We start from the raw sequence: 24528 nt of genomic DNA on the forward strand, positions 1-24528 counted from the left end.
GCCATGATGAGGATTCGCGGTCGGGACCGCCATGACAAGCCCGCCTTTCTGAACTCCGTCCGAACTCTGCTGATTGCGGCGACGCTCAGCTTGGGTACGGGCGCGCCCACTTGGGCCGGCCTCTCGGTTGGTTGGGACGATCTGCCTGACCCGACCGTCCAGACCTTTGAGGACCCCTATCGCGACCTCAGCCCCGAACAATTCGACGACGTCCTGTTCGTCGTTCGGCTGCGTGGCCGGCTGCAGCAGGACGTCGGAACGGACGAGGACCGCCAGAAGTGGCAGGAACTTCTGCACGAGACCGAGGATGCGCTAGCCGCGGGCGGTGTCGACGTGGACTGGCTGCTGGGTCAACGCCAGGTCGTGACCGAACGCAGGGAAAAAGCAGCCACGCTTGGCAACCCCCTGTATGACGGGCAAGAGGTCACGCTGTCCGGTTTCGCCATTCCGGCTCCTGCGGACGCGGACGGGCGATCCGTTGTCTATCTGGTGCCCGAGCGGGGCATGTGCAGCCATATGCCGCCGCCGCCGCCGAACCAGATGATCCGTGTGATGCTGGATGCCGACTGGGTTCCCAGCTATGTCCACGAACCCGTCCGCCTGACGGGACGTCTGACGATTTCGCCGACCGATCACCAGATGGTCGTGGTCGACGGGCTGATGCCGATGCGCGCCACGTTCCAATTGGAGGCAGACAAGGTCGAAACGCTACAGAACCGCACCGACGGGCTGGAGTGGAGCGAGGACGCGACAGATATTCTTCGAGCCGCGGGGCGGCGCAAAACCGGTGGTCAGGCGGCCTCGGAATGATCCGGCGGATTGCGCCGGTGCTGGCGGCCCTTGTCTGGGCCTCGGGTGCGGTCGCTCAGGGATTGTCAGGTCCCTCATCGGTGAATGCCGAGCTTGAACCCGGAGACGGCTTGACCGACCCGCAATTCCGGTCGGATTTTCCACGCAATATCGCGCCTGGATGGTTTGCCTGGAAGGATCGTCTGGCCGAAGACGGGTTCCGTTTCAACATTGACTATCTGGCCCTTGGGCAAACGACGGATGCCGACCTGGGCGCAGGCGAAGCCGCCAGCGGAATTGCCCGTTTCTATGGCAGCTGGCAGGCAACCGAACAGGGTTCGTTGACCTTCAAGGTCGAACACCGGCACAGCTATACCGATGTCGCTCCGCAGTTTCTGGGCCTGGACGGAGGCGCGCTTTCGATCACAGGAACCGCCTTCAACGACACGGGTTTGCTGCTGACCAACCTGTTCTGGTCGCAGCGGGCCGCGGACGGGTCGTGGACGCTGCAATTCGGTCAGATCGACGTGACCGACTTCGTCGACATCAATGGCCTTGTCAGTCCCTATAGCGGTTTCCAGAACCTGTCGTTCAACACCAATCCGACGATAAACGCCCCCAACCCCGGGCTGGGTCTTGCCGGGGGCGTGCGGCTGGGCAGCAATTTCTATGCTGTGGCCAGTGTCGCTGACGCAAACGCCGATCCGTCCGATCCGAACTTCGACGTTTTCAGCGACGGCAACCTCTTCAAATCGCTCGAACTGGGGTACACGTCGGGCTTTGATCGGATCTATTTCGACAACATCCATCTGACACTTTGGCACGCGGATGCAGCCGATGACGGCAGCCGGGCCGAAGACTATGGCGCGGCCTTCTCCGCCGCGTGGTTCGTGGGCAACCAATGGATGCCGTTCCTGCGCGCCGGCGCGGCAAAGGGAACGGCGGCGCTGTATGATCGGTCCCTGTCAGCCGGCATCGGGTACTACGGCCGGAACACCGATCTGGCTGGGCTGGGGCTGAACTGGGCCGAAGCCCGTGGCATCGACGGCGATCAGTTCACCCTCGAAGCTTTCTACCGTTTTTCGATTTCGCCCGGCTTGCAGATCACGCCGTCGGTGCAGTTCATCTCGAACCCACTGCTGAACCCCGGCCAGGACAACGTGGCCCTGTTCGGCCTTCGGACAAGGCTCGTGTTCTGACGCTGGCCGGGTCTGCCCACTTGAGGCAATGCAACCCATGGAAGGACACTCGATGAAGCCACTGATGACTGCGGCCGCAACCGCCCTGGCAATCGCCACCCCCCTTCACGCCAGCGAAGAAAGCAAGACCTGGGACGCATCGGAGGAAGCCAGGCAGTTCGTGCACGACACGATCGTACTGGGCATGCTGGCCAGACCCTACGGAACCGGCTGGACCGAAGACGAACAACTGCACACCTACTTCCAACGCGCCCGGGACAACGGCATCACCGGCCATGAAATGACATTGGTCGCCGCTGACATGTCGTTCGACACGTTGATTGAACAGCACTATCATTTCCGCGCCGCCATGGCGCAGCAGCCCGAGAATTATCTGATCGTGAATGAAACACGCGATATCGAGGCCGCGCATGCTCAGGGCAAGACAGCTGTGATCTGGAACAGCCAAACGGCAACGGTTCTGGATGGCGACCTCAAGAAGATGGCCCTGCTCAAGGACATGGGCATCAAAAGCATGATCCTGGCCTACAACGACATTTTCCGAACCGGTTCAGGGCAGTTGGCAGCTTACAACGGACGGGACATCGGTCTGACCCAATGGGGCAAATCCGTGATCGATGAGATGGTGCGCTTTGGCATCCTGCTGGACCTTAGCCACACCGGGTCGAAAACGGCCAACGACGCGATGGACTACATGGATGAGAACTATCCCGGCGTGCCCTATGTCTACACCCACTCGGTTCCGGCAGGGCTCTATGCGAATGAGCCCAACGCCACGACCAAGGGCTGTTACCGAGCCATCCCGGACGACGAGGCACTGCGAGCAGCCAAGTCCGGAGGATACATATCGCCCACATTCACAGAATGGATGATGGACGGGGTATGGCCCGAAGACATCTCACCCAAACAAGCCGCCGATATGATCGACTATTATGTCCAACTTGTCGGCGTCGACCATGTCGGGATCGCGACGGACGACATGTTTTCAACCGAACTTGTCGTTCAGTTCGCGACCGCGAATGCCAGCATGTATGACGACGGCGGCTACATGATTGATGCGTTCAACAAAGGTGCAACCGGGAATGGTGAATTGGCCAAGATCCTTGCCGCAATAACCGACGATCTGTGGGCGCGGGGCTATTCAAACGAGGACCTAACCAAAATCTACGGCGGCAACAAAATGCGCGTCTATGCCCAGGTCTGGGAGGGCAAGCCGCCCGAACGGTTCTTGCAGGAATACCCTGAACGCCTGCGGATGAGGCAGGAGTTCCAGAACCTGTTCCACTCGCGCTAGTCCCCGTCCGGTCGCTGAATCTCCGACAAGGTGCTGACACCGATCTGGGCCATGGCGATGTCCATCTCCTCGGACAGCACATCCCACAACCGGTGCAAACCGGCCTCGCCGCCCGCCGCGACGGCGAATTGCAGGATCCGCCCGAAGAACAGGAAATCGGCACCAGCCATGAGCGCCTTGAGCGCATCTTCTCCGGACCGCAGGCCACTGTCATAAAACAGCGGATAGTTGTCGCCGACCGCAGCGCGGATCTGCGGCAGGACCGAGATCGGCGCGGGCGCGCTCTCCAACTGGCGGGCGCCGTGGCTCGAGACCTGGATGGCGTCGACTCCGGCAGCCTTCAGTGCAACCGCGTCTTCGACGTGCAGCACGCCCTTGACCACCAGCTTGCCCGGCCACCGGTCGCGCAACCTTGCCAGCGTGTCCCAATCGGCCATTGCACGGCTTTCGGTGCGGTCGAACGCGAACCCCTCCATCAGGAAATTCGCCATCTGCGGTTTGCCCTTCAGCAAGGTCGAGATCGACCAGCGCGGGTGCAGCGCGAAATCCAGAAACTGCCACGGCCCGACCCGGAACGGCATACGGAAGCCGTGGCGCAGTTCGCGCGGGCGGCGGCCGACTTCGGGCACGTCAACCGTCAGGATCAGAGTCTTGTAGCCCGCGGCCCTTGCCCGATCGACCAGCTTGAACGTGCCGTTGCCATCGCCGCTGAAATACAGCTGAAACCAGGCATGGCCCCGGGCCTCTTCGATCAGCGCCTCCATCGGTGTCGAGGCCACCGTGGAAACGCCCAGCGGCACCCCGTATTGCGCCGCCAGCCGCGCCAGCATCAGGTCGGCGCCCGGAGCGGACAGGTTGCACATGCCCATGGGCGCGATACCGAAGGGCCTGTCGGCTGGTTTCCCGAATACGCGGGCTGCCAGTGACCGGCTACTGACATCGCGCAGGATCCGGGGCTGCAGGGTCATGGCGTCCAGCGCCGCGCGGGTGCGCCGGGCCCCAGCCTCGGACCCGGCGGCCCCGTCGATATAGTCGAACACCATCCACGGCAGACGCCGCCGGGCCAGCCGACGGGCATCTTCGGCGCTGTGGATGGCGCTTGCGCCCATCAGGCCTGAACGGCCTTCATGAAGCGGTCGCGGATGACGACCGGGTCCATCGTGATCGGCGGCATCTTGGCGTTTCCGCTTTCACATTTGCTGACGATGATGGTCATCTGGCGAGCGTCCAGCGCCTCTTGCAGCACGCGGCCGGTCTCTTCGGCCTGGCATTCGATCACGCGCTCGCAGCCCGCCGCCTCGGCCATCTTGGCCAGCGAGGTCTTCTGCCCCGCATAGGTCGGCTGATCGCCGGTCGAGCCGTAGGATCCGTTGTCGATGATCAGCAGGATGTAATTGTCGGCCACGTTGTTGGCGATGGTCGGCAGCGTCCCCAGATTGGTCAGGATCGACCCGTCGCCGTCGATGACGATCACCGGTTTCGGCTGGGACAGCGCCAGACCCAGACCGATGCTCGAGGCCAGGCCCATCGTGCCCAGCATGTAGAAATTGGTGGGCTGATCGTCGATGGCATGCAGTTCCTGGCTGGGGATTCCGATATTGCACACGACCAGTTGGTCACGCAGGATCGGGGCGATTTCCTTCAGGATTTCAGAACGGATCATTGGTCGCCATAGCCTCCCCAGAAATTGGCGTCGGTCAGGATCGCGACGGGCTTGTTGCACATGAAGGTGTATTTCAGGATCGCGTCCAGTTCGCCCACGTCTTCCTGATGGTGGAAATGGTAGGTCGGGATGTGCAGCTGCGCCAGCAGGGCCTTGGTGTGAACGGCCATCTCGACCTGGCAGGCGATGGGCTCGCGCAGTTCGCCCCGGTACGAGATCAGCATCGGCAGCGGCATCCGATAATACTGGATCAATGTCGCCAGCGTGTTGATCGTGACCCCGATCGCGGTGTTCTGCATGATGATCGCGGGTCGCTTGCCGCCCATCCAGGCCCCGGCGCACAGGCCCATGCCCTCGTCCTCTTTGTTCGAGGGGATGTGGTAGATGGAGTCGTGGGCGTCGATCTCGGCGATGACGCCGGCCAGTTGCTTGCACGGCACCGTGGTGACGAACGAGATGTCGTTGGCCACCAGATCTTCGGTGATCTTCTTGTCTATGTTCATGTCGAAACTTCTGTTCCTGGGTTGGGGCGCCGAGGGCGCGATGGACGGGTCAGGCCCTGCGGTGGACGTGGACGGCACATTTTGCATGCCGCACCACGCGCGACGCGGTGGAGCCAAGGAAATAATCAGTCAGTCCGGGACGGTGCGAGCCAATGACGACGCAATCGAACCCGTGGTCGTTGGCATAGTCGATGATCGTGCGCGCGGTGTGGCCTTTGACCAGTTCGGGCTTTACGCCCGTAATGCCTTCCAGCTTGTTCATCAGGACTTCGCGGGCGCGGGCAAAGCCATCGGCCACGGCATCTTTGTCCAGATAGACGCTGACCGAGCCCTGCGGCATCTCATAGACATGCAGCGCCACGATCTCGGCGGATCCGCCGCCCAAGGCGCGGGCAATCTCGAGCGTTTGTGGCGAAATGCCGTGGTCAAGCGCCATGGGGACAAGAATTTTCTTATACATGGTTACCTCCAGTTCCGGGCAGTCAGGCCCACGGGGACAGCACGATTTTCGGAACCGCGACCTCACCCGAGCGTAACTGGGCAAAGGCCCGGGCGCCATCGGCCAGATCGCGTTCTTCGATCCAGTCCAGAAGGCCCAGAGCGCCGTCAAAGATGGCCTGCGCGGTCTGACGGAAATCCTGCGCGGTATAGGTGTAGGTTCCGATGAAGGTGATCTCTTGCAGGGTCATGCGTCGCACGTCCAGCCCGCCGGCGTCCTCGCCCAGGCCCACATGCGCGATCACTCCGCCGGGTTGGGCCCGTTCCGAGGCAACCGCACGGGTGGCGGCAAAACCCACGGCGTCGACCACGATCGGAAATTCGCCTTGCGCTTCGGGTGCGACCTTGGCGCAATCCAGCCTTTGCAGGAACTTACGCCGTAGGTCGTTGGGTTCGACGATGGTCACATCCACGACATCCATCGCCCGCAGCGCCAGCGCCGCCGCAAGGCCAATCGCCCCACCCCCGATCACCAGCGCACGACGCTCCATCGCCGGGTGCAGCGCCTCGAGCGCAAGGCGCGCGGCATGCCAGCTGACGGCCAGCGGCTCGGCCAAGGCGGCTTTGGCGAAGGGCACGTGATCCGGCACCTCGACCAGATTATCCCAGGGCATCGAAACATATTGAGCAAAGGCGCCTTCACGCGGGGGCATCGAGATGATCTGACGGTCGGGGCACAGGTTTTCCCGCCCCGCTTGGCAGGCCGGGCACTGCCCGCAATTTACAAGCGGATTGATCGTGACCCGCGTTCCGTCTTTGGGGCCGCCGATCACTGTGCCCGCCGCCTCGTGCCCCAGGATCAAGGGCGCCGGGCGGCGCGCATCATGGCCCAAGTAGGCATGCATGTCGGACCCGCAGATCCCAGCGGCCTCGACCCGGATCAGGTGCTCGCCCGGTTGCGGCGCGGCGTCCGGTACGTCGCGATAGACCAGCTGTTCGACACCTTCATAAACCAAAGCTTTCATTTCGCCGTGAACCCCCCGTCAACCATCAGGATCTGCCCGGTGACATAGTCGGATGCCTGCGAGCACAGAAAAAGGATCGGCCCGTCGATGTCTTCCATACGGCCATTGCGACCGATGCATGTCTGCGCCGCGTTGCGGGCCGCGCGGGCGGGGTCATCGAACACCGCCTGTGTCAGCTCGGTCGGAAAGAAGCCCGGGCCGATGGCGTTGGCGGTGATCCCGTGGGACGACCAGGCCTCAGCCATGGCGCGGGTCAGCTGTGCGATCCCGCCCTTGCTGGCGCCATAGGCGATCCCGCCGGGAAAGGCCCGCGTCGTCTGCAGCGAAGCAAAATTTACGATCCGGCCCCAACCACGCGCCTTCATCACAGGTACCATGGCCTGGCTGAGGAAGAACGGCGCACCGAGGTTCAGGCCCAGTGTCGCGTCCCAGCCTTCGGGCGTGACGTCATCGGCGACCTGTCGCGAGTTCACCCCGGCGGCATGAACCACGATATCCGGCGCGCCGAAAGGGGCCGAGATTTGTTCGACCAGCGATGGCAGGCCGTCCCGGTCGGCCACGTCACCTGCGACCACCGCAGAGCCTGCACCGATCTCGGCCTGCAACTCGGCCAGTGCCTCGGCCCGGCGGGCAACGCCCACCACCCGCGCGCCCGCGGTCGCCAGCACCTGCGCAACGCGCCGGCCCAGCCCCGAACTGGCGCCCGTGACGCAGGCCACCCGGCCGGTAAGATCGAACAGGTCGCGGGGGTCATTCATCGGCGGTCAGGTCAAAGGTTTCGTCCGGGAAATACTTGGCCAGACGCACATCTGCTGCGCGGGCGTGGCCCTCCATCCCTTCCAGACGCGAAATCCGCGCGGTCGCCTCGGCGATGGGTTTCGAACCCTCGCGCGTGGCCCGCTGCCAGGTGACGATTTTCATGTATTTGTGCACGCTCAGCCCGCCGGTATAGCTGGCCGCGCCTGACGTGGGCAGGACGTGGTTCGTACCGGTGGCCTTGTCGCCATAGGACACGGTCGTTTCTTCGCCCAGGAACAACGAGCCATAGCAGGTCAGCCGATCCAGCCACCAATCCAGATCCGCGGCCTGCACGGTCAGATGCTCGGGGGCGTAGTCGTCGGAACACGCGGCCATCTCTTCGCGGTCCGCGCATAGGATCACCTCGGCATAGTCGCGCCAGGCGGCGGCGGCGTTGTCGCGGTTCAGCTCAGGCAGATCGGCGATCAGGGTCGGAACCATCTCCATCACCCGGGTCGCCAAATCGCGGTCATCGGTCACCAGCCAGACGGGCGAGTTGTAGCCATGCTCGGCCTGACTCACCAGGTCGGTGGCCACGACGAAGGGGTCGGCCGTGGCATCCGCCAGGATCAGGCTATCGGTCGGACCCGCGATCATGTCGATGCCGACCTTGCCGTACAGAATGCGCTTGGCCTCGGCCACGAACTGGTTGCCCGGCCCCACAAGGATGTTGGCGCGCGGCAGCCCGAACAAGCCATAGGTCATGGCGGCCACGCCTTGCACGCCCCCCATAGCCAGGATGCTGTCAGCGCCGCTGATATGGGCGGCGTAGACGATCGCCGGGGCGACGCCCTCGCCCGGGCGGGGCGGTGAACAGGCGGTGATGTGACGGCACCCCGCCACTTTGGCGGTGGTCACGGTCATGATGGCGCTGGCGACGTGGCTGTACCGTCCGCCGGGCACATAGCAGCCCGCCGCATCGACCGGGATGGCCTTCTGCCCCGCGATGAAGCCCGGCACGATTTCCAGCTGCACATCCGACACGGTGGCCTTCTGCGCCTCGGCAAAGCGGCGCACGTTGTCCTGGGCAAAGCGGATGTCGGCCTTGAGCTTTTCCGGCACCCGGGCGCAGGCGGCGTCGATTTCCGCGGGGGTCATCAGTACGTTGCCCTCGAACTTGTCGAACTTGGCCGCGTATTCCATCGCCTTGGCGTCGCCGCCGGCCTCGATGTCGGCCAGAATGGTCTTGACCGTGTCATGCACCTCGGACGCGTGGGATTGTGCGGTCAGGGTGGCCTTCTTGAGGTATTCACGCGACATATTCAGAAGATCCTATTGGTAGATTTCAGGAAGCAAAGTGGTCGACAGCGCCGGAACGTAGGCGATCAGGATGACGACGATCAGCATGGTCAGCACGAAGGGCACGGCGCGGGCCGCGATCTTGAGGATGGATTCACCCGTGATCCCCGACACCACGAACAGGTTCAGCCCCAGTGGCGGCGTAATGAAGCCCACCCCCAAGGCGGTGATCATCATGATGCAGAACTGGATCTCGTTCATGCCGATATTGTCCGCCAGCGGTTTCAGGATCGGGGCTAGGATGACGATATTCGGTGTCGTCTCCATGACGCAACCGGCCGCGATCAGAATGCCGATCATCAGCAGGATCAGCAGGAACGGATCCTCGGTCAGCGAGGTCACCGAGGCCACGAAGCCCTGCGGCACGCCCATGATCGCCAGCGCCTCGGCCAGCGGGGCCGAGAAGGCGATGATCGGCAGGATAACCCCGTTCACCTTGGCCGAGCTGACCAGCATCGACGGGAAGTCCGCCAGCGTCAGCGTGCGCAGGATGAACCCCATGATGATGGTGACGACGACGGCGGTCGCGCCGGCCTCGGTCGGGGTCAGGCGACCCGAAAAGATGCCATAGAAGATGATGCCCGGCACGATGAAGGCGTACCAGCCCGACTTCAGCGCCTTGCCCAGGTTGGCCAGCCATTCGCCCATGGTCATCATCCCGCCGCCCTCATAGGCGTAGAGACGGTTCATGATGATATTGGTCACGAGGATCGAGATCAGGATCGCCAGCCCCGGGATCAGAGCAGCCAGAAACAGGGTCGAGGCCGAGATGCCCAGCACAAGACCGATGATGATATAGGCGATCGAGGGCGGGATCAGGATCCCGGTACAGGCCCCCGCCGCCACCAGCGCACAGGCATAGGGGCGCGGATAGCCGCTTTCGACCAGTCGGTTGATCGTCATCCGACCCACCGCCGCCGCCCCCGCCGCGTCAGAGCCTGAGATGGCCGCGAACATGCCGCAGACCAGAACCGTGGCCGAGCCGAACCCGCCTTTTGCGAAACAGGTCAGCGCCTCGGCCACGTCCAGAAACTTGCGCGACAGCCCGGTTCGCACCAGCACGTCACCGGTCAGGATGAACAGCGGCACCGCGGTCAGGGCAAAGGCGTCGATGCCGGTGAACAGGCTTTCGCCCACAAGGCTCAGCGGCAGGTCGCCCGACATGATCAGCATCACGATCGCGGCCGAGCCGATCGCGGCCCAGACCGGAACCGCCAGCGCGATCAGGCCGACGAACAGGATCACGGGCAGGTAGAAATCCCAGCCCAGTTCGACCGTTTGATTGAGAGAACTCCACAGCATCCGGTTTCTCCTCAGTCAAACAGCTTGTCGCCTTCGAAAACGGGCGTGCCGTCACGAAGACTTTTGATATCGTTCATCAACGATTGGATCAGGCGCCAGATCATCAGGGCAAAGCCCGAAGGCACCGCCATCAGGAACCACACCTTCGACACCCGCAGCCCGTCAGTGACCGACCCGAACTTGGCCGAGACATGCACCGCCTCGTAGGACCAGTAGAGCGCGATCACCGCCACCGCGAACATCACCAGATCACCGAAGATATACAGCACCGCCTTGGGCCGGGGGCCGAGGTAATGCATGATGACGTCGATCCGGATATGGGCGCGTTCCTTGACCGCCGCAGCCGCGCCGATCCAGGCCAGATAGATGAAGGAATAGCGGACGATCTCTTCGCCCCAGATCGAGGAATAGGCGAAGATCTCGCGCCGCAGCACCTCGATTGCCATCGTGATGACCAGCATCACGTAGAACACCAGCAGCAGCCAGCGTTCGGCGTTGCGGTCTATGGTTTTGAATAAGGACATCGCTTCCCTCGGCAAGGCTGGGGGGATGGGCCTGAAGGATCAGGCCGCGCAGGTCTGGAAAGGGCGGGCGCGCTTCCGACGCCCGCCCGGTCCGTATCAGGCGTCGTGGACGTAGTATTTGCCTTGGGTTCCGGCCGCTTCGACCAGCTTTTCGAAGGCGTCCATCGACCCGGCCAACTCGGTCTTGAAGGGGTCCCACTCCGAGCGCTGATAACCGCCGGTCTCCTGCCACTCGGCCAGTTGGTCGTCGGTCAGCGAGTGGAACTCGACTCCGGCCTTGTTCAACTCGGCCATGGCATGGGCGCGGGCCGAGGGGACCTTGGCCAGGTTCTGGTGGCTGGTCATCTCCGAGCCCCACATGATGCCCTCTTGCACGTCGGCCGGCATCGAGTTGAACCATTCCAGGTTGCAGGAATAGACCTGGCTGTCCGGCACCGCCTGGGTGAAGGTGACGTGAGACAGAATGTCCTTGAAGCCAAACACATAGAGCGCGCCGACCGACGGGTCGAGCGCATCCGCCACGCCCTGCTTGATGGCCGAGGGGGTCTCACCCCAGGCAACGGGCGTCGGGTTGGCACCGACCATGCGGTAGTATTGCTGCAGCATCTTGGACCCGGGGACGCGGAATTTCACGCCGCTCATGTCCGAGGGGGTGATGATGGCATTTCCTCCTTGGCGCACGGCCACGACGCGCGGGTCGATCACGACATAGAACAGCGCCTTGAAGCCAGCGGCCTCGACCTTGGGGTGCACTTCGTTCTTCCAGGTGTCGGAATGCACCAGATTGGTGAACCGTTGGTTCGAGCCGCACAGATACGGCATGTTGATCAGGTCCACGGTCGAAGCGAAGGGTGCGAAGTTCGACAGCGAATGCTGCGCGGCCTGGATGGTTCCACCCTGCACCTTCTGCACCAATGCGCCGCCCGCGCCCAGCTGCCCGCCCGGGGCCAGCTTGACATAGACCTTGCCGTTGGTTGCGTTCTGGATGTTTTCCTTCAGGTCCAGCTGCATGATCGGATAGCTGCGCGAGGCGCCCAGCACATAGGCCGTAGCGACCGTCATCACATGCTCGGCAGCTTGTTCGCGTTCCTTTTCCTCCTTCGCGGTCTGCGCCGCGGCCTCGGATGACCACAACACGCCGCTTGCGCCCGCCACCAGTGCGGCCGTGAACGCGCCACTGGCGCTGAGTTTCAGGAAATTGCGGCGTTCAGCTGACGCCAGTTCCATTTGATCTTTGTTCATTGATTGCCCTCCCATTGGAAAAATTCAGCCGCCGTTCTCCTCGCGTTCGGCCTCTTTTTTCAGAATTGCGACAACGAACAGGATCGACGCCGCGAACAGAACCAGCATCTCGCCCACGTCCCCAAGAAACGCGCGGCCTGCGAACGCACCCAGCGCCACGTTCGCGAAATAGACGACGAAGACGATGGCGGATGCGGCAAGAAACATGTTCGGGACTCCGGGTAGAATCGGCACTGCTGCCATTTGTAAGCGCTTACATGGAAAATGCAAGCGCTTACATTTCAACTTTCATTGCCAACCCGATCCGGTTAGAATTGGACAGAGCAAAGATTAGGTTTGGAAATGTCGAAGCTGAAGCCCGCCCCGACACTGGATGACGTTGCCAGAAAGGCGGGCGTTTCCACGGCTACGGTCTCGCGCTGCATCAATACGCCGGATCGGGTTGTAGAAGCGACCCGCGAACGCGTGCAGTCGGCGATCGAAGCCTTGGGCTATACACCAAATTTCGCGGCTCGGGTCATGGCGGCCAAACGCACGTTTACCATCGGCGCGATCATCCCGACGATGGAGAACGCCATCTTTGCGCGCGGCTTGCAGGCCTTTCAGGAAGAGCTGCACCAACATGGCTATACGCTACTGGTGTCCAGTTCGGCCTACAAACCGGCAACCGAAGAAGAGCAGATCCGGACTCTGGTCGCCCGCGGCGCCGATGGCCTGCTGCTGATCGGACACGACCGGGCGTCGCGCATCTACGAATTTCTTGAACACCGGGAAATTCCGGCGCTGGTCGCGTGGTCATTTTCCCCGGACGGGCGTTTGCCCTCCATCGGTTTCGACAACCGGGCGGCCATGTACGAGTTGGCGAAAAGGGTCATCGACCTCGGGCACAGACGGCTTGCGGTGATATCGGGCATCACCCACGGCAACGACCGCGCGCGCCTTCGATTGGACGGGGTGCGCGACGCTGTTCGGCAGCACGGGCTTGACCCGCAGATGCTTCAGGTCATCGAGACTCCGTACGAGATCGAAAACGGCGCAGAAGCCTTCGCGCGTCTCATGTCGCAGGACGCGCCGCCGACGGCTGTCATGTGCGGCAACGATGTGTTGGCCGCCGGCGCTTTGCTCAGCGCTCAGGACATGGGGCTGAAAGTGCCGCAGGATGTCTCGATCACCGGGTTCGATGACATCGAACTGGCCCGGATCCTGCGCCCGGCGCTGACGACCGTGCACGTGCCGCATCGGGAAATGGGCGGAAAAGCCGCCAAGGCATTGATCGAAATGGTTGAAAAAAGGGCCCCGGCGGCCGGTGAACACTTGTTCACGCACATCGTTGAACGACAGTCCCTGGGTCCGGCCAACTCGGCGTGATCCGTGTGCCCAGGTCAGGCGGCCTGATCTTCCATCGTCCGGAAATCACCCTTCAGCCACAAATGCCGCTTGCACATCGGTTCGGTAAAATACTGCCGGATCAAGCTGCTGAGGGCCTTGTGGATCAGTTTAGAAGTGGTGTCCGGATAGACCTCGGTCGTGAACAGAGAAACGATCCTGACAAAGTTCCGACCCGGAAAAGGCGTTGCCCGAACCGAGTCATGATAGCGATGCGCCCGGTGGAAACACCCGGCCGTGGTGATCGCCCATCCGCTGCCTTCGGCGACCAGCCCCATGATCGACTGGTTGCATTCCAGCTCGAACCGGTTGGGCAGGTTGTACTTGTTGCGCGTCAGCTGGATCTCGATCTGCTTGCCGATCGTGTAGTCTCGCGAATACCGCAGCAGCGGCAGGTCGGAATGGGGCGAGAACAGATCCTGCACCTCGCCTTTGAACTTTTCGGGCACGATCACGATGAACGGATCTCGCATCAAAGGATACTCGATCAGCCCCTGTGTGCCGCCCGGCGGTCGGGTCGCCACGCCCGCGTCCAGCTTGTGCTCCTGCAATTTCTCGATGATCTCGTGGCTGGGCCGTGTGAAATGCCGGAAATTGCAGCGCGGCAGCGCATGGGCCAGAAACCGGATCAGTTCAGGCGCGATCTGGTTGTCGAAATCATCCACCAGGGCCAGCCGCAGATCGGTGGCGTGGCGCCAGTTGCCAGACCGGATCTCGGCCTCGCCCCGCTTCAACACGGTCAGGCCATCGCGTACATAGCGCGAAAATACCTCGCCAGCCGGTGTCAGGCTCATCGGACGACGGCCGTGATCCACAAGTGCGATGCCAAGGGCGTCTTCCAGGCTGCGAAGATGGTTGGAAACGGTGCTGATCGACAAACCCGTTTCCGAGGCCACCTGCTGAATCGAACCGGACTTGGCGATCAGGCGGAACACTTCCAACCAGCGCAGGCTCAGTGTTTTGGACACGGGGCAAAACCCTCCCGCAATTTCGATTTCATCGAAACTAGCGAAACAGAGTTTTTGCTTTCGGGCAATGGTGAATGTTGGTCACACCCATTAGCTGCGCATGCGGGTGAACTCGGGATCGTAGGGGCAGGCAGGGATCACCCGCGCCGGAACCCTGTCGCCGCACAGGTCCAGCATCATCTCGCTGCCCTCAGCTGACAGTTGCGGCTCGACAAAGGCATGCGCCAGGTTCAGCCCGGTGCGATGCCCCCAGTCGCCCGAAGTCACCGTTCCCACCAACCGATCCTCGGCCATCAGCGACGCACCCGGATGCGCAGGCGCGTGCGCGGCCTGCACTTGCAGGGCAACCAGCTTGCGCGACGGCCCTTTGGCCTGCCGTTCGATCAGCGCCGCGCGCCCGATGAACTCCGCTTTGTCCAGCTGGACAAAGCGGTCCAGCCCGGTTTCGAACGGGTCATATTCGGTGATCAGATCGGCCTTCCAATGCAGGAAAGTCTTCTCCATCCGCATCGACTCGACCGCCCGCGCGCCGAACAGTTGCAGGCCAAAGGCCTGTCCAGCCTGTCGCAGCGCAAGGTAGGCCGCATAGAGCGAGGCATTGGGCACATGGATCTCATAGGCCAACTCGCCCGAGAAACTGACGCCCATCACGGTGGCGGGCGCAATCCCGACAAAGCACTCGCGTACGCTGAGCCACGGGAAGGCGTCCCGCGACCAATCCCCGCGCGAACAGGCCGACAGCACGTCACGCGCCCGTGGTCCGGCCAGAACCAGGATGGTCTGGTCGTTGGTCAGGCTGCGCAGGTGCACGTCCTCGTCGGGGGCGATGTGCCGGGACAGCCAATCCATGTCATGCAGTTCGGCCTCTGCGGCCGAGCCGTACCAAACCCGATCCGGCCCCCGGTCACTGGCGGGCAGATTGGCAATGGTCGCCTCGGCCTTGACCATGCCCTTGTGGTTCAGAAGATAGGCCAACCCCACCCGACCCGGGCGACGGGGCAGCGCGCCGCAGACCATCCTGTCGAGGAACGCATGCCGGTCGGTACCGGTGATCTCGATCCGGTTGAACCCGTTCACCTCGGCCAGCCCGGCATTCTGCTGCACATTGGCAACCTCGGCGGCGATCACGTCGAATGTTTCGTCAAAATCGAAACTGAGTGTCGGCGTGAAATCGGGCGCGGGCTTGATGTACTCGACCCGTTCCCAACCGTTCACCACGGTAAATTCCGCGCCCTCGGCGGCCAGAACCGGGGTTAGAGGTGTTGTCTTGGCGGGCCGCCCGGCGGGGCGGTGTTCGTGCGGAAAGTGAAAGCGGAACTCGTTCTGGTAGTCCTCGATCGCCTTCAGCGCGGTCAGTTCGACATTGGCATGCCCGGCGAACCGGCGCGGGTCGAGGCACCAGGTGTCATAACAGGCCTCGCCATGCACGATCTGCTGGGCCAGAAGCCAGCCGTGGCCGCCCCCCTCGCCCAGCCCGGCCCGCAGCCCGATGATGCAGAATGCGTTGCGTTTGCCGGGGATCGGCCCGACCAGAGGCGCGCCGTCGATCGTATAGGTGATCGGGCCGTTGACGACCGTGTGGATCCCGGCCTCCATCAGGGCGGGCATTCGGGCAAACGCGCCTTCCAGAACATCGGTCACCCGGTCCAGATCGTCCGGGCACAGCGCGTTGACGAAATTCGGGTCGATCCCGTCCATGCCCCAGGTCTTGCAGTCCTGTTCGTAGAAGCCCAACAGCAGCCCGTTCTTTTCCTGCCGGCAATAATAGTCGCTGATCGGGCAGCGCAGCAGCGGCATGCGGTGGCCGGCATCGCGGATCGCGGGGATTTCCTCGGTCAGGAAATACTGGTGCTCCATTGAGGCCACGGGATGGTGCACGCCCATCATCGCGCCCACCTCGTTCACACGGTAACCGCAAGCGTTCACCACGATGTCACAGTCGATGTCGCCGTGCTCGGTTTGAACGGTCCAGGTGTCGTCCTTGTGCTGGGTCAGGGCCGTGACCGGCGTGTTGCGATAGACTTCGGCCCCGGCCTTGCGCGCCCGCCGCGCCAGCGCCTGGCACAGCTGGGCGGGGTCGATGTCACCGTCCAGCGGATCCCACAACCCGCCCAACAGATTGTCGGTGGAGATCAGCGGGTGGCGACGGGCGCATTCCTGGGCGTCGATCACCTCGAAATGCACGTCCATCCCCCGCGCCATCGACGCGAAATGGCGATAGCCCTGCATCTGCGCTTCGGTATTGGCCAACCGGATGCCACCGTCGCCATGATGGTAGTTGATCGGATAGTCCGGGTCCTCGGCCAGTTCCTTGTACAGGCGGATCGAATGCGACTTGAGCCCCACCATCGTCTGGTTCATTCCGAAATTCGTCACCTGCGCGGCAGAATGCCATGTGGTGCCGGATGTCAGCTCGTTGCGCTCCACCAGAACCACGTCGCTCCAGCCTTCCTGCGTCAGGTGATACAGGGTTGAACAGCCGGCGATTCCGCCGCCGATCACCACGACCTTGGTACGCGATTTCATGGGTGTGCTCCTTCTGACGTTCCCCGAACCCTGCCGAACGGCGCAGCGGGCGGGCAATGGCGCAGTCACCGGTCCCGAAAAATCGAAACGGGGATTGAGATTTCTCAAAACGGCATTTCCGCTTTGGCCGCACCCCGCGTTGCCGCGTACCCTGCGGGGCAGGATCGGATCAGGAGCCTTCGGAGATGCCAGAAAAGGGCAAACGCGGCGGGCGGCGCGCCAGGCTGGCGCAACGGGCGGCCAAACCTGCCTTTGACCCCTGCCCGCCCGGCCAGATCGGCGGCCAGTACAAACCCCTGACCCAGCCCGAGATCGCGGCGATCCACGACACCGCCCTGCGCCTGCTGGAAACGCTGGGCATGGGCGAAGTGCCCGACCGTCTGGCACAAGACCTGATCGCCGCCGGCGCGCGGCCCGGTCCGCCGGGACGGCTGGTCTTTCCCCGCACGATGGTCGAAGGCGCGGTCCGGCAGGCCGCCAAACGGTTTACCCTGCACGGGCGCGACCCGGCCCGGTCGATCGAGGTGGGCGGCGACCGCGTGCATTTAGGCACCGGCGGAGCGGCGGTCCAGACGCTGGACCTGGACAGCGGGCTCTATCGCCCGTCGACCCTGGCTGACCTGCATGACTTCACCCGCCTTCAGGACACGCTGGCCAATGTCAGCTGGTTCACCCGATGCTGCGTCGCCACCGACGTGCCGGACAATTTCGATCTGGACGTGAATACAGCGTATGCGCTGATCCGGAATACCACCAAACCGGTGGCAACCTCGTTCACGCTGGCTGAACATGTCGCGCCCATCGTGCGGATGCTGGATATCGCCGCCGGAGGCCAGGGCGCCTTTGCGGAACGCCCGTTTCTGAAGGCGCATATCAGCCCGGTGATCTCGCCCTTGCGATACGGCGAAGATGCGGTCGACGTGGTCTATGAATGCATCGCGCACAACATCCCGATGTCCTGCATCACCGCAGCGCAGGCCGGGGCGACCGCGCCCGCAACCATGGCCGGGTTTCTGGCCCAGTCGCTGGCCGAAACCCTGGCCAGCCTGGTCATGGTCAACGCGATCCGGCCGGGCTTTCCCATGGTGTTTTCCAACTGGCCCTTCATCATCGATCTGCGCACCGGCGCGTTTTCGGGCGGCAGTGGCGAAACCGCCGTGCTGAACGCGGCCTCGGCCCAGATTACCAACTGGTTGGGGCTGCCCTCGGGCGTGGCCTGTTCGATGACCGATGCCAAGGCCATCGACGCGCAATACGGCGCCGAAAAGGGCATCACCTCGCTGGCCGCCGCGCTGGCCGGGGGCAACCTGATCTACGAAAGCTCGGGCATGACGGCCTCGCTGCTGGGGGTCAGTTTCGAGGGGTTCGTTCTGGATGACGAGATGCATTCGCACACCTATCGCGCCCTGCGCGGGATCGAGGTGACCGAAGAAAACCTGGGCTTTGACGCGATCTGCCAGTCGGTTCTGGGCGAGGGCCATTTCTTGGGCAGCGCCCACACCCATGCAGCGATGGAGCGCGACTATTTCTACCCCGCCCTTGCCGACCGGGCCGAGCCGCGCAGCTGGCAGGACAGCGGCGCCCGCGATGCCTGGTCCACCGCCCGCGACCGCGCGCGTGAAATCCTGCGCACGCATCACCCGCAATACCTCAGCCCCGAACAGGAGGCCGAGATCCGCGCCAATTTCCGGATTCTGTCCTGATCCGACGTTGCTGTGTCGCGGACCGGGTGTTTTTGACGCGGGCTTGGCGCTAGGCTCGGGCAAACCACGACACAGGGGGCCCCATGGCAAATGCGTTCTTTCAACCCGTCTCGGCGATGGAGCTGGCCCGCTTTGCCGGTGTCCCCACCTTCATGCGTCTGCCGGCCCTGACCGCGGACGACGACCGGATCGATCTGGTCGAGCTTGGGCTGGTCGGCATCCCCTGGGACGGGGGCACCACCAACCGGCCCGGCGCGCGGCACGGGCCGCGGCAGTTGCGCGACCAGTCCACCATGATCCGCGCCATGAACCCGGTGACCGGGGTTGCCCCGTTCGAGCTGGTCAACTGTGCCGACCTGGGTGACGTGCCGCCCAACCCGGTGGATATCGAGGATACGCTGGACCGCGTCACCCGCTTCTACACCGACCTGACGCTGCGCGGCATAGTGCCCCTGACGGCGGGCGGCGATCACCTGACCACCCTGCCCGTCCTGCGGGCGCTGGCCAGCGACGGCCCGCTGGGGCTGATCCAGTTCGACAGCCATACCGACCTGTTCGACAGCTATTTCGGCGGGCACAAATACACCCATGGCACCCCGTTCCGCCGCGCGGTCGAGGAAGGATTGGTCGATCCCGAACGCTTCGTGCAGGTGGGCATTCGCGGCACCGCCTACAACACCGAGGATATCGCATGGGGCGAGGCGCAAGGCATCCGCATCATTTGCATCGAAGAGTTGTTCGATCGCGGCATCGACGATGTCATGACCGAGGTCCGCGCGATCGTCGGCGACGCGCCCTGCTATTGCACCTATGACATCGATTTCGTGGACCCCACCCATGCCCCCGGCACCGGAACGCCCGAGATTGGCGGCCCCAACAGCTTTCAGGCCCAGCAGGTCATTCGCAAGCTGGAAGGTCTGAACCTTGTGGGCGCGGATCTGGTCGAGGTCTCGCCGCCCTTTGACCCGGCGGGCGGCACCGCGTGGCTGGGCATTTCGCTGATGTTCGAACTGCTGTGCGTGCTGGCCCAGGCGATCGACGCGCGGCGCTAGGCCCGCGCGACGTTCTCGGCGATCATCGAGATCATCTCGAACATCACCGCCGCCGCCGTCAGCGCGGTGATGTTGTTGGGGCTGTCCTTGGTCGGCATCATGCAGACCACATCGCCGCCGACGATGTTGAGCCCCCGCGCGGCATGCAGAATGCCTACGGCTTCGTCGATGTCAAAACCCTTCTCGCCGGGTTCCAGGTTCGACACGCCCGGCGCGATGGTCGGATCAAGGCAGTCGAGATCGAAGGTGATGTAGACCGGCCGGTCGCCCAGAACATCGCGCGTTTGGGCCACCACATCGGCCAAGCCACGCTGGCGGAACTCGCGCATAGTGACGATGTTGTAGCCATAGTCATATGAAGGCTGCAGCCAGTCCAGGCTGCGCGGATGCCCCCGCAACCCGATCTGCATCGACCGGGTCGGGTCCACCTGCCCCTGATCGGCCAAGTAAGCCCCCCAATGCGCGGCGGACTTCTTGGCCCCCAGGAAATGATCGACCTTGGTGAACACATCCGTATGCGCATCCAGATGCAGAAAGCTGACCGGTTGCCCGCCCGCCAGTTCGCCTCGGCCCAGCGCCTGCACGATCCCGCCCGTGATCGAGTGATCGCCGCCCACCGAAACGGGCCGCGCACCGGCGGCGTCGATGTCACGGTAGAAGGCGGTTATACGCTCGATGCAATCCTCGTTGTCGTTGGCGCGCGGGAACGGCACGTCGCCAACATCGGCAATGCGCGCGCTCGACCACGGATCGATCTGGAACAGCGAATGCACCCGGCGCTGCACGGCGGAGACATGACGCAGCGCACGCGGGCCCAGATGCTGGTCGCGCTCGGTGGTGCCGTTGCCGGCGGAATGCGGCACGCCCACAAGGGCGATATCCTGGTCCTGCGGCCCCACATGGGGGCACCGGAACAGGGTCGGCACGCCCCACCAGTACAGGTTGTCCATCATGGATTGTTCGTAGCGGTCCGCCATCATGTCTCCCCGCCCTTAAATGAAACCGCCCCCACGGGTGACCCGGGGGGCGGCTGTCGCGTCAGATCTTTTCGTCTTCGCGTCGGAAGGCGCCCTGAACGATGCGATCCATGACCATGGCCAGGAACAGGATCGCAAAGCCACCCAGCAGGCCCGGCCCCTTGGCCGCGTATTGCAGCGCCTCAAGGATTTCCTTGCCCAGACCCCCGCCGCCGATCAGCGAGATGATCACGACCATCGACAGACACATCAGGATGGTCTGGTTCACGCCGGTCATGATCGACGGCAGCGCCAGCGGGATTTCCACGTCCTTCAGCAACTGCCATTTCGAGGCGCCAAAGGCCACGGCGGCCTCTTTGATGCTTTCCGGCACCCCGCGCATGCCCAGCGCCGTCAGGCGGATCACCGGCGGCATGCCGAAGATGATCGTAGCAAGGATGCCCGGCGGGTTGCCGGTGCCAAAGAAGGCGATGATCGGGATCAGGTAGACGAAGGCCGGCAGGGTTTGCATCAGGTCCAGCACAGGCTCGGCCGCGCGATAGGCGCGTTTGGATTTGCCGAACCAGATGCCCAGCGGAATGCCGAAGGTGACGCACAGCAGCACGGCCGCGCCCACCAAAGCCACCGTCTCCATCGCCACGTCCCAATAGCCCAGCAGCGCGATATAGGCCAACGACGCGGCGGTGAAGATCGCCACGCGCGGACCCGCCGCGCGCCACGCGGTCACGCAGATCACCAGCATGACCACCGGCCAGGGCGACCCGATCAGGGCCACGGTCAGCCCGTCCAGAACCGAGCGCACACCGGCAACGATCCCGTCGAAAATGTCTCCGCCCGCGGCGGCTGCGGCGTCGATCCGGGCCTCCATCCAACTGGCCACGACCGAGAACAGTGTTCCCTGATCAGGCCCGAGTATCATCTCGGAGACTTGTTTCTCGGGGAAGGCATCCAGCAGCGGAAGCGAGGCATTCACCGTGAATTTGTAAACGATCAGCGGTCCGATCGCAGCGATCAGAACTGCCCCCAGAACCGTGTTCCGAGTCGAGCGGCCGCTTTCGGTGTTGTCGGGGTTGATCCGCCAGTTCGAGTACTGTTTTTCGTACACCCGGTCAGCGTAGAACCCCTGAACCAGCTTGAAAACCAGCAGCATCAGAAGCCCGGTGACCATGATCCCCAGGGCTTCGGACTGTGCCAGCTGCGCTTTCTCAAGGCTGCTGTCAGCCGCTTTCTGGATATTCGCGGCCAGTTTGTTGAACCGGTCTATGTCTGCCTTCTCGGTTGCATCCGCCGCGCGGGCCAGCAGCTCATTTGCGCGTTCCTGCTGACGGGCCGCGCGTTCGGCCAGATCGGCCCCCGGGTTACCCCAGGCACCGCGACCGATCTGCACCCAGGCGATGATCTCAAGGATCAGGAAGGTCCAGAACATTCCCCAGATCGCCCGCGAGGCGGACCAGAACGGCCCCAGCACCGCCGCCCACAGGTTGAACGTGTTCGGGATCGGACTGGTCGCATCGTGGATCTTGTGAAAGGCGTTGACGTAGTAGTCACCATTGGGGCCTGCGAATTCTTGGATCGACCGATCCAGCGCCTCGCGGTCCACCTCGATGTCGGAGGCGGCCGTGACTTTCAATTCCGTGGTTGCATCAGTCATTTTTGCCCCCCTGAATTCCGCGCAACAGGCGTGGTTTGGTCACGACACCGACATTCTGACCGCCATCGGTAATCACCACCGGAAGCTCAGTGTTCACGGCCAGGTCGATCAGCTGGTCGAGGTCTGCGCCCTCATCGGCGCGCGGCGCGCCATCCAGCGGGCCGGAATAACTCTCCAACGGCTCCATGATCGAATGTGCCTTGACCAGTTTAAGCTTGGATATGCCCTGCACGAACTCGCGCACGTAGTCGTCGGCCGGGTTCATCACAATGTCCTCGGGCGTGCCGATCTGGACGATCACACCGTCCTTCATGATGGCGATGCGGTGGCCGATGCGAATGGCCTCGTCCAGGTCATGGGTGATGAACAGCGTGGTCTTCTTCAGCTGCGCCACCAGCGCCTTGAACTGATCCTGCAATTGCAGCCGGATCAGCGGGTCCAGTGCCGAGAATGGTTCATCCATCAACAGGATTTCCGGGTCCGAAGCCAGCGCGCGCGCAATGCCCACGCGCTGCTGCATCCCGCCCGACAGTTCCTTGGGCAGCCGGTCCTCGTAACCGGTCAGGTCCACCAGGCCCAGCGCATGATCGGAGACCGCCCAGCGCTTGGATTTCGAGACTTTGCGGATCTCAAGCGGATAGGCCACGTTGTCGCGCACCGAACGGTGCGGCATCAGCGCCATGTGCTGGAACACCATCCCGATCTGCTGGGCGCGGATGCGGCGCAGTTCGGACTCGGAGATCTTGGACACGTCCTGCCCCATGATCTCGATCTTTCCGGCCGTGGGCTCGATCAGGCGATTGACATGGCGCACAAGAGTCGACTTGCCTGAACCCGACAGGCCCATGATGCAAAAAATCTCGCCACGCGGCACTTCGAACGTGGCGCCTTGAACGCCGACCACGCAATTGAATCTTTCAAGAACTTCAGGTTTTCCAATACCTTCATTCCGGACCGCAGCCATGGCTTCTTCGGCCCGTGCGCCGAAAATTTTCCAGACATTTTCTAGTTTTACGACAGGTTCGTCCATTTGCCCCTCATCTACGGGGTTGCATCCCGGCAAACAGGCAAAGGGCCGCCGCGATCAGTCGCGGCGGCCCCAAGCGTTTGTGATTTAGTTCGTCAGCCAGCCGATAACGGTGTCTTCGTTTTCAGCCACCCACTGGCGGGCGAAATCGGCTGCTTCCATGTTGTCCACGGCCAGCGCCTTGCCCATCGCGCTCAGATCATCACCCTGCATCTGGTAGTTGCGGAACAGGGCCGCGACCTCGGGGTGGTTTTCCTCAAGCTCTTTGGCGTAGTGCAGGTGCAGAGTTGCGCCGTTCCACGCGGTCGAGGCCTCGGACTTGTCCAGCCAGTCCGGGTCATCGGTGGGCTGCACGATTGTCCAGGTGGCCGGATCATGCGGCGGCTCTTCCAGCACGGTCAGATCCTGGGTCACGAAGATGTAGTGCGGGCTGTAGCAGAACCCGATCCACGGATCGCCGGCCTTCGTCGCGTTTGCCAGGTTGGCATAGGCGATGGTTTCTTCGTACTCGGTCAGCTCGAAGATCTGGTCATAGCCATAGGACTTGGCGCGGATCTTCTCGACCACGGTCGAAGCCCAGCCGGGTGCGCCGATCCAAACCTCGGGGGTACCGTTTCCGTCAGTGTCGAAGATGGCCATCTTGTCCGGATCGCTCAGGTCGTCGATGGATTTGATGTCATATTCCTCGGCAATGTAGGTCGGAACGCACATACCCTGCTCGGCCTGAACCGGGTTCTCGTTCATCACGACTGTGCCGTTCTGCTTGACATAGGTGTCGTGCAGGTTCTGCTGGTTCGGCATCCAGACTTCCGGATGGACGTGCATCGCGCCGGAATCCATCGCTTCAAAGACGATGGGGTTGGTGCCGTTCTGCAATTCGACATCAAGGCCAAGGTTTTCTTCGATAACGACTTCAAGAATGTGCGCGGTGGCGTTCACCGACGCCCAGTTCGGCACACCGATCACGATATCGGCAGCAAAAACCGGGGCAGCGACCGCCATCGATGCGCCCCCCAGTAACGTAGCAAGTTTGTTCATGTTGCATCTCTCCATGTTGGTCGTCTTCGGCGCTGATTCTCGTTGATCGAAAGCGATCAGGCGGACGGGCCTGATCGTCGAGATCGGGTCAGCGTCTCGGGTGTATTGAGCGCGTTTCGCATGT

23 protein-coding genes are annotated in these 24528 nt (G+C 63.0%); 6 read left to right on the forward strand and 17 right to left on the reverse strand.

Annotated elements, in window-relative coordinates; all coding sequences use genetic code 11:
- Positions 1-6: 6 nt before the first annotated feature.
- From ACR0LD_RS10170 to ACR0LD_RS10180, 3 genes are read left to right on the forward strand one after another with little or no spacing between them, the layout of a single operon-like run.
- Positions 7-810, forward strand: coding sequence for a DUF3299 domain-containing protein (locus ACR0LD_RS10170; RefSeq protein ID WP_480636742.1), 804 nt, complete (start codon positions 7-9; stop codon positions 808-810).
- On the forward strand, positions 807-1988 hold the full coding sequence (locus ACR0LD_RS10175; protein ID WP_480636744.1) for a carbohydrate porin: 1182 nt from the start codon (positions 807-809) through the stop codon (positions 1986-1988). Before ACR0LD_RS10170 ends, ACR0LD_RS10175 begins: the two co-directional genes overlap by 4 nt.
- A gap of 52 nt (positions 1989-2040) precedes the next feature.
- Positions 2041-3282 carry a dipeptidase gene (locus ACR0LD_RS10180; RefSeq protein WP_480636746.1) on the forward strand — a complete coding sequence of 414 codons (1242 nt, stop codon included), beginning with the start codon at positions 2041-2043 and terminating at the stop codon, positions 3280-3282.
- On the opposite strand, the gene ACR0LD_RS10185 is transcribed toward ACR0LD_RS10180, so the two are convergent.
- From ACR0LD_RS10185 to ACR0LD_RS10235, 11 genes are all read right to left on the reverse strand, one after another.
- On the reverse strand, positions 3279-4391 hold the full coding sequence (locus tag ACR0LD_RS10185; protein ID WP_480636748.1) for an alpha-hydroxy acid oxidase: 1113 nt from the start codon (positions 4389-4391) through the stop codon (positions 3279-3281). The two genes, ACR0LD_RS10180 and ACR0LD_RS10185, sit on opposite strands and share 4 nt — an antisense overlap.
- The gene (gene comE / locus ACR0LD_RS10190; RefSeq protein ID WP_170369871.1) at positions 4391-4945 is read right to left on the reverse strand and encodes a sulfopyruvate decarboxylase subunit beta; all 555 of its coding nucleotides are present in this window, start codon (positions 4943-4945) and stop codon (positions 4391-4393) included. The genes ACR0LD_RS10185 and comE overlap by 1 nt, the downstream gene beginning before the upstream one ends.
- Positions 4942-5448 (reverse strand): sulfopyruvate decarboxylase subunit alpha, encoded by a 507-nt coding sequence (gene comD, locus ACR0LD_RS10195; RefSeq protein ID WP_480632571.1) that lies wholly within the window; start codon positions 5446-5448, stop codon positions 4942-4944. Before comD ends, comE begins: the two co-directional genes overlap by 4 nt.
- 49 nt (positions 5449-5497) lie before the next feature.
- The gene (locus tag ACR0LD_RS10200; protein ID WP_170441386.1) at positions 5498-5908 is read right to left on the reverse strand and encodes a universal stress protein; all 411 of its coding nucleotides are present in this window, start codon (positions 5906-5908) and stop codon (positions 5498-5500) included.
- A 22-nt stretch (positions 5909-5930) separates the two neighbouring features.
- Positions 5931-6911 (reverse strand): zinc-dependent alcohol dehydrogenase, encoded by a 981-nt coding sequence (locus ACR0LD_RS10205; RefSeq protein WP_480636750.1) that lies wholly within the window; start codon positions 6909-6911, stop codon positions 5931-5933.
- The gene (locus tag ACR0LD_RS10210) at positions 6908-7669 is read right to left on the reverse strand and encodes an SDR family NAD(P)-dependent oxidoreductase (protein WP_475142824.1); all 762 of its coding nucleotides are present in this window, start codon (positions 7667-7669) and stop codon (positions 6908-6910) included. Before ACR0LD_RS10210 ends, ACR0LD_RS10205 begins: the two co-directional genes overlap by 4 nt.
- On the reverse strand, positions 7662-8969 hold the full coding sequence (hisD, locus tag ACR0LD_RS10215; protein WP_480636752.1) for a histidinol dehydrogenase: 1308 nt from the start codon (positions 8967-8969) through the stop codon (positions 7662-7664). The genes ACR0LD_RS10210 and hisD overlap by 8 nt, the downstream gene beginning before the upstream one ends.
- A gap of 12 nt (positions 8970-8981) precedes the next feature.
- Positions 8982-10310 (reverse strand): TRAP transporter large permease, encoded by a 1329-nt coding sequence (locus ACR0LD_RS10220; RefSeq protein WP_170340241.1) that lies wholly within the window; start codon positions 10308-10310, stop codon positions 8982-8984.
- An 11-nt stretch (positions 10311-10321) separates the two neighbouring features.
- The gene (locus ACR0LD_RS10225; RefSeq protein WP_480636754.1) at positions 10322-10834 is read right to left on the reverse strand and encodes a TRAP transporter small permease; all 513 of its coding nucleotides are present in this window, start codon (positions 10832-10834) and stop codon (positions 10322-10324) included.
- Positions 10835-10930: 96 nt separating this feature from the next.
- Positions 10931-12076 carry a TRAP transporter substrate-binding protein gene (locus ACR0LD_RS10230; protein ID WP_170356993.1) on the reverse strand — a complete coding sequence of 382 codons (1146 nt, stop codon included), beginning with the start codon at positions 12074-12076 and terminating at the stop codon, positions 10931-10933.
- A 24-nt stretch (positions 12077-12100) separates the two neighbouring features.
- Complete coding sequence (locus ACR0LD_RS10235; protein WP_170365134.1) at positions 12101-12283, reverse strand: hypothetical protein; 183 nt, start codon at positions 12281-12283, stop codon at positions 12101-12103.
- Between the two features lie 135 nt (positions 12284-12418).
- Between ACR0LD_RS10235 and ACR0LD_RS10240 the strand changes: the two genes are divergently transcribed.
- On the forward strand, positions 12419-13444 hold the full coding sequence (locus tag ACR0LD_RS10240) for a LacI family DNA-binding transcriptional regulator (protein WP_480636757.1): 1026 nt from the start codon (positions 12419-12421) through the stop codon (positions 13442-13444).
- A gap of 14 nt (positions 13445-13458) precedes the next feature.
- Here ACR0LD_RS10240 and ACR0LD_RS10245 read toward each other — a convergent pair whose 3' ends face one another.
- Positions 13459-14430: a LysR family transcriptional regulator gene (locus tag ACR0LD_RS10245; RefSeq protein WP_170339623.1), complete on the reverse strand. Its 972-nt coding sequence runs from the start codon at positions 14428-14430 to the stop codon at positions 13459-13461.
- Positions 14431-14520: 90 nt separating this feature from the next.
- Positions 14521-16956 carry a GcvT family protein gene (locus ACR0LD_RS10250; protein WP_480636758.1) on the reverse strand — a complete coding sequence of 812 codons (2436 nt, stop codon included), beginning with the start codon at positions 16954-16956 and terminating at the stop codon, positions 14521-14523.
- A 185-nt stretch (positions 16957-17141) separates the two neighbouring features.
- On the opposite strand from ACR0LD_RS10250, the gene ACR0LD_RS10255 reads away from it, so the two are divergent.
- The gene (locus ACR0LD_RS10255; protein WP_480636760.1) at positions 17142-18659 is read left to right on the forward strand and encodes a trimethylamine methyltransferase family protein; all 1518 of its coding nucleotides are present in this window, start codon (positions 17142-17144) and stop codon (positions 18657-18659) included.
- Positions 18660-18742: 83 nt separating this feature from the next.
- Positions 18743-19711 carry an agmatinase gene (locus ACR0LD_RS10260; protein WP_480636762.1) on the forward strand — a complete coding sequence of 323 codons (969 nt, stop codon included), beginning with the start codon at positions 18743-18745 and terminating at the stop codon, positions 19709-19711.
- On the opposite strand, the gene ACR0LD_RS10265 is transcribed toward ACR0LD_RS10260, so the two are convergent.
- The 4 genes from ACR0LD_RS10265 to ACR0LD_RS10280 form a co-directional block, all read right to left on the reverse strand.
- Positions 19708-20688, reverse strand: a complete 981-nt coding sequence (locus tag ACR0LD_RS10265; protein WP_170390782.1) for an arginase family protein — start codon at positions 20686-20688, stop codon at positions 19708-19710. The two genes, ACR0LD_RS10260 and ACR0LD_RS10265, sit on opposite strands and share 4 nt — an antisense overlap.
- A gap of 61 nt (positions 20689-20749) precedes the next feature.
- Entirely contained in the window at positions 20750-22339 is a 1590-nt protein-coding gene (locus ACR0LD_RS10270; protein WP_480636764.1) for an ABC transporter permease, read from the reverse strand.
- A complete protein-coding gene (locus ACR0LD_RS10275) occupies positions 22332-23369 on the reverse strand; it encodes a quaternary amine ABC transporter ATP-binding protein (protein WP_480636766.1) in 1038 nt (345 codons plus the stop codon). The genes ACR0LD_RS10270 and ACR0LD_RS10275 overlap by 8 nt, the downstream gene beginning before the upstream one ends.
- A gap of 84 nt (positions 23370-23453) precedes the next feature.
- Positions 23454-24404, reverse strand: coding sequence for an ABC transporter substrate-binding protein (locus tag ACR0LD_RS10280; protein ID WP_170356986.1), 951 nt, complete (start codon positions 24402-24404; stop codon positions 23454-23456).
- Positions 24405-24528: the final 124 nt, after the last annotated feature.

It is taken from the genome of Ruegeria sp. BF8 (assembly GCF_056538625.1).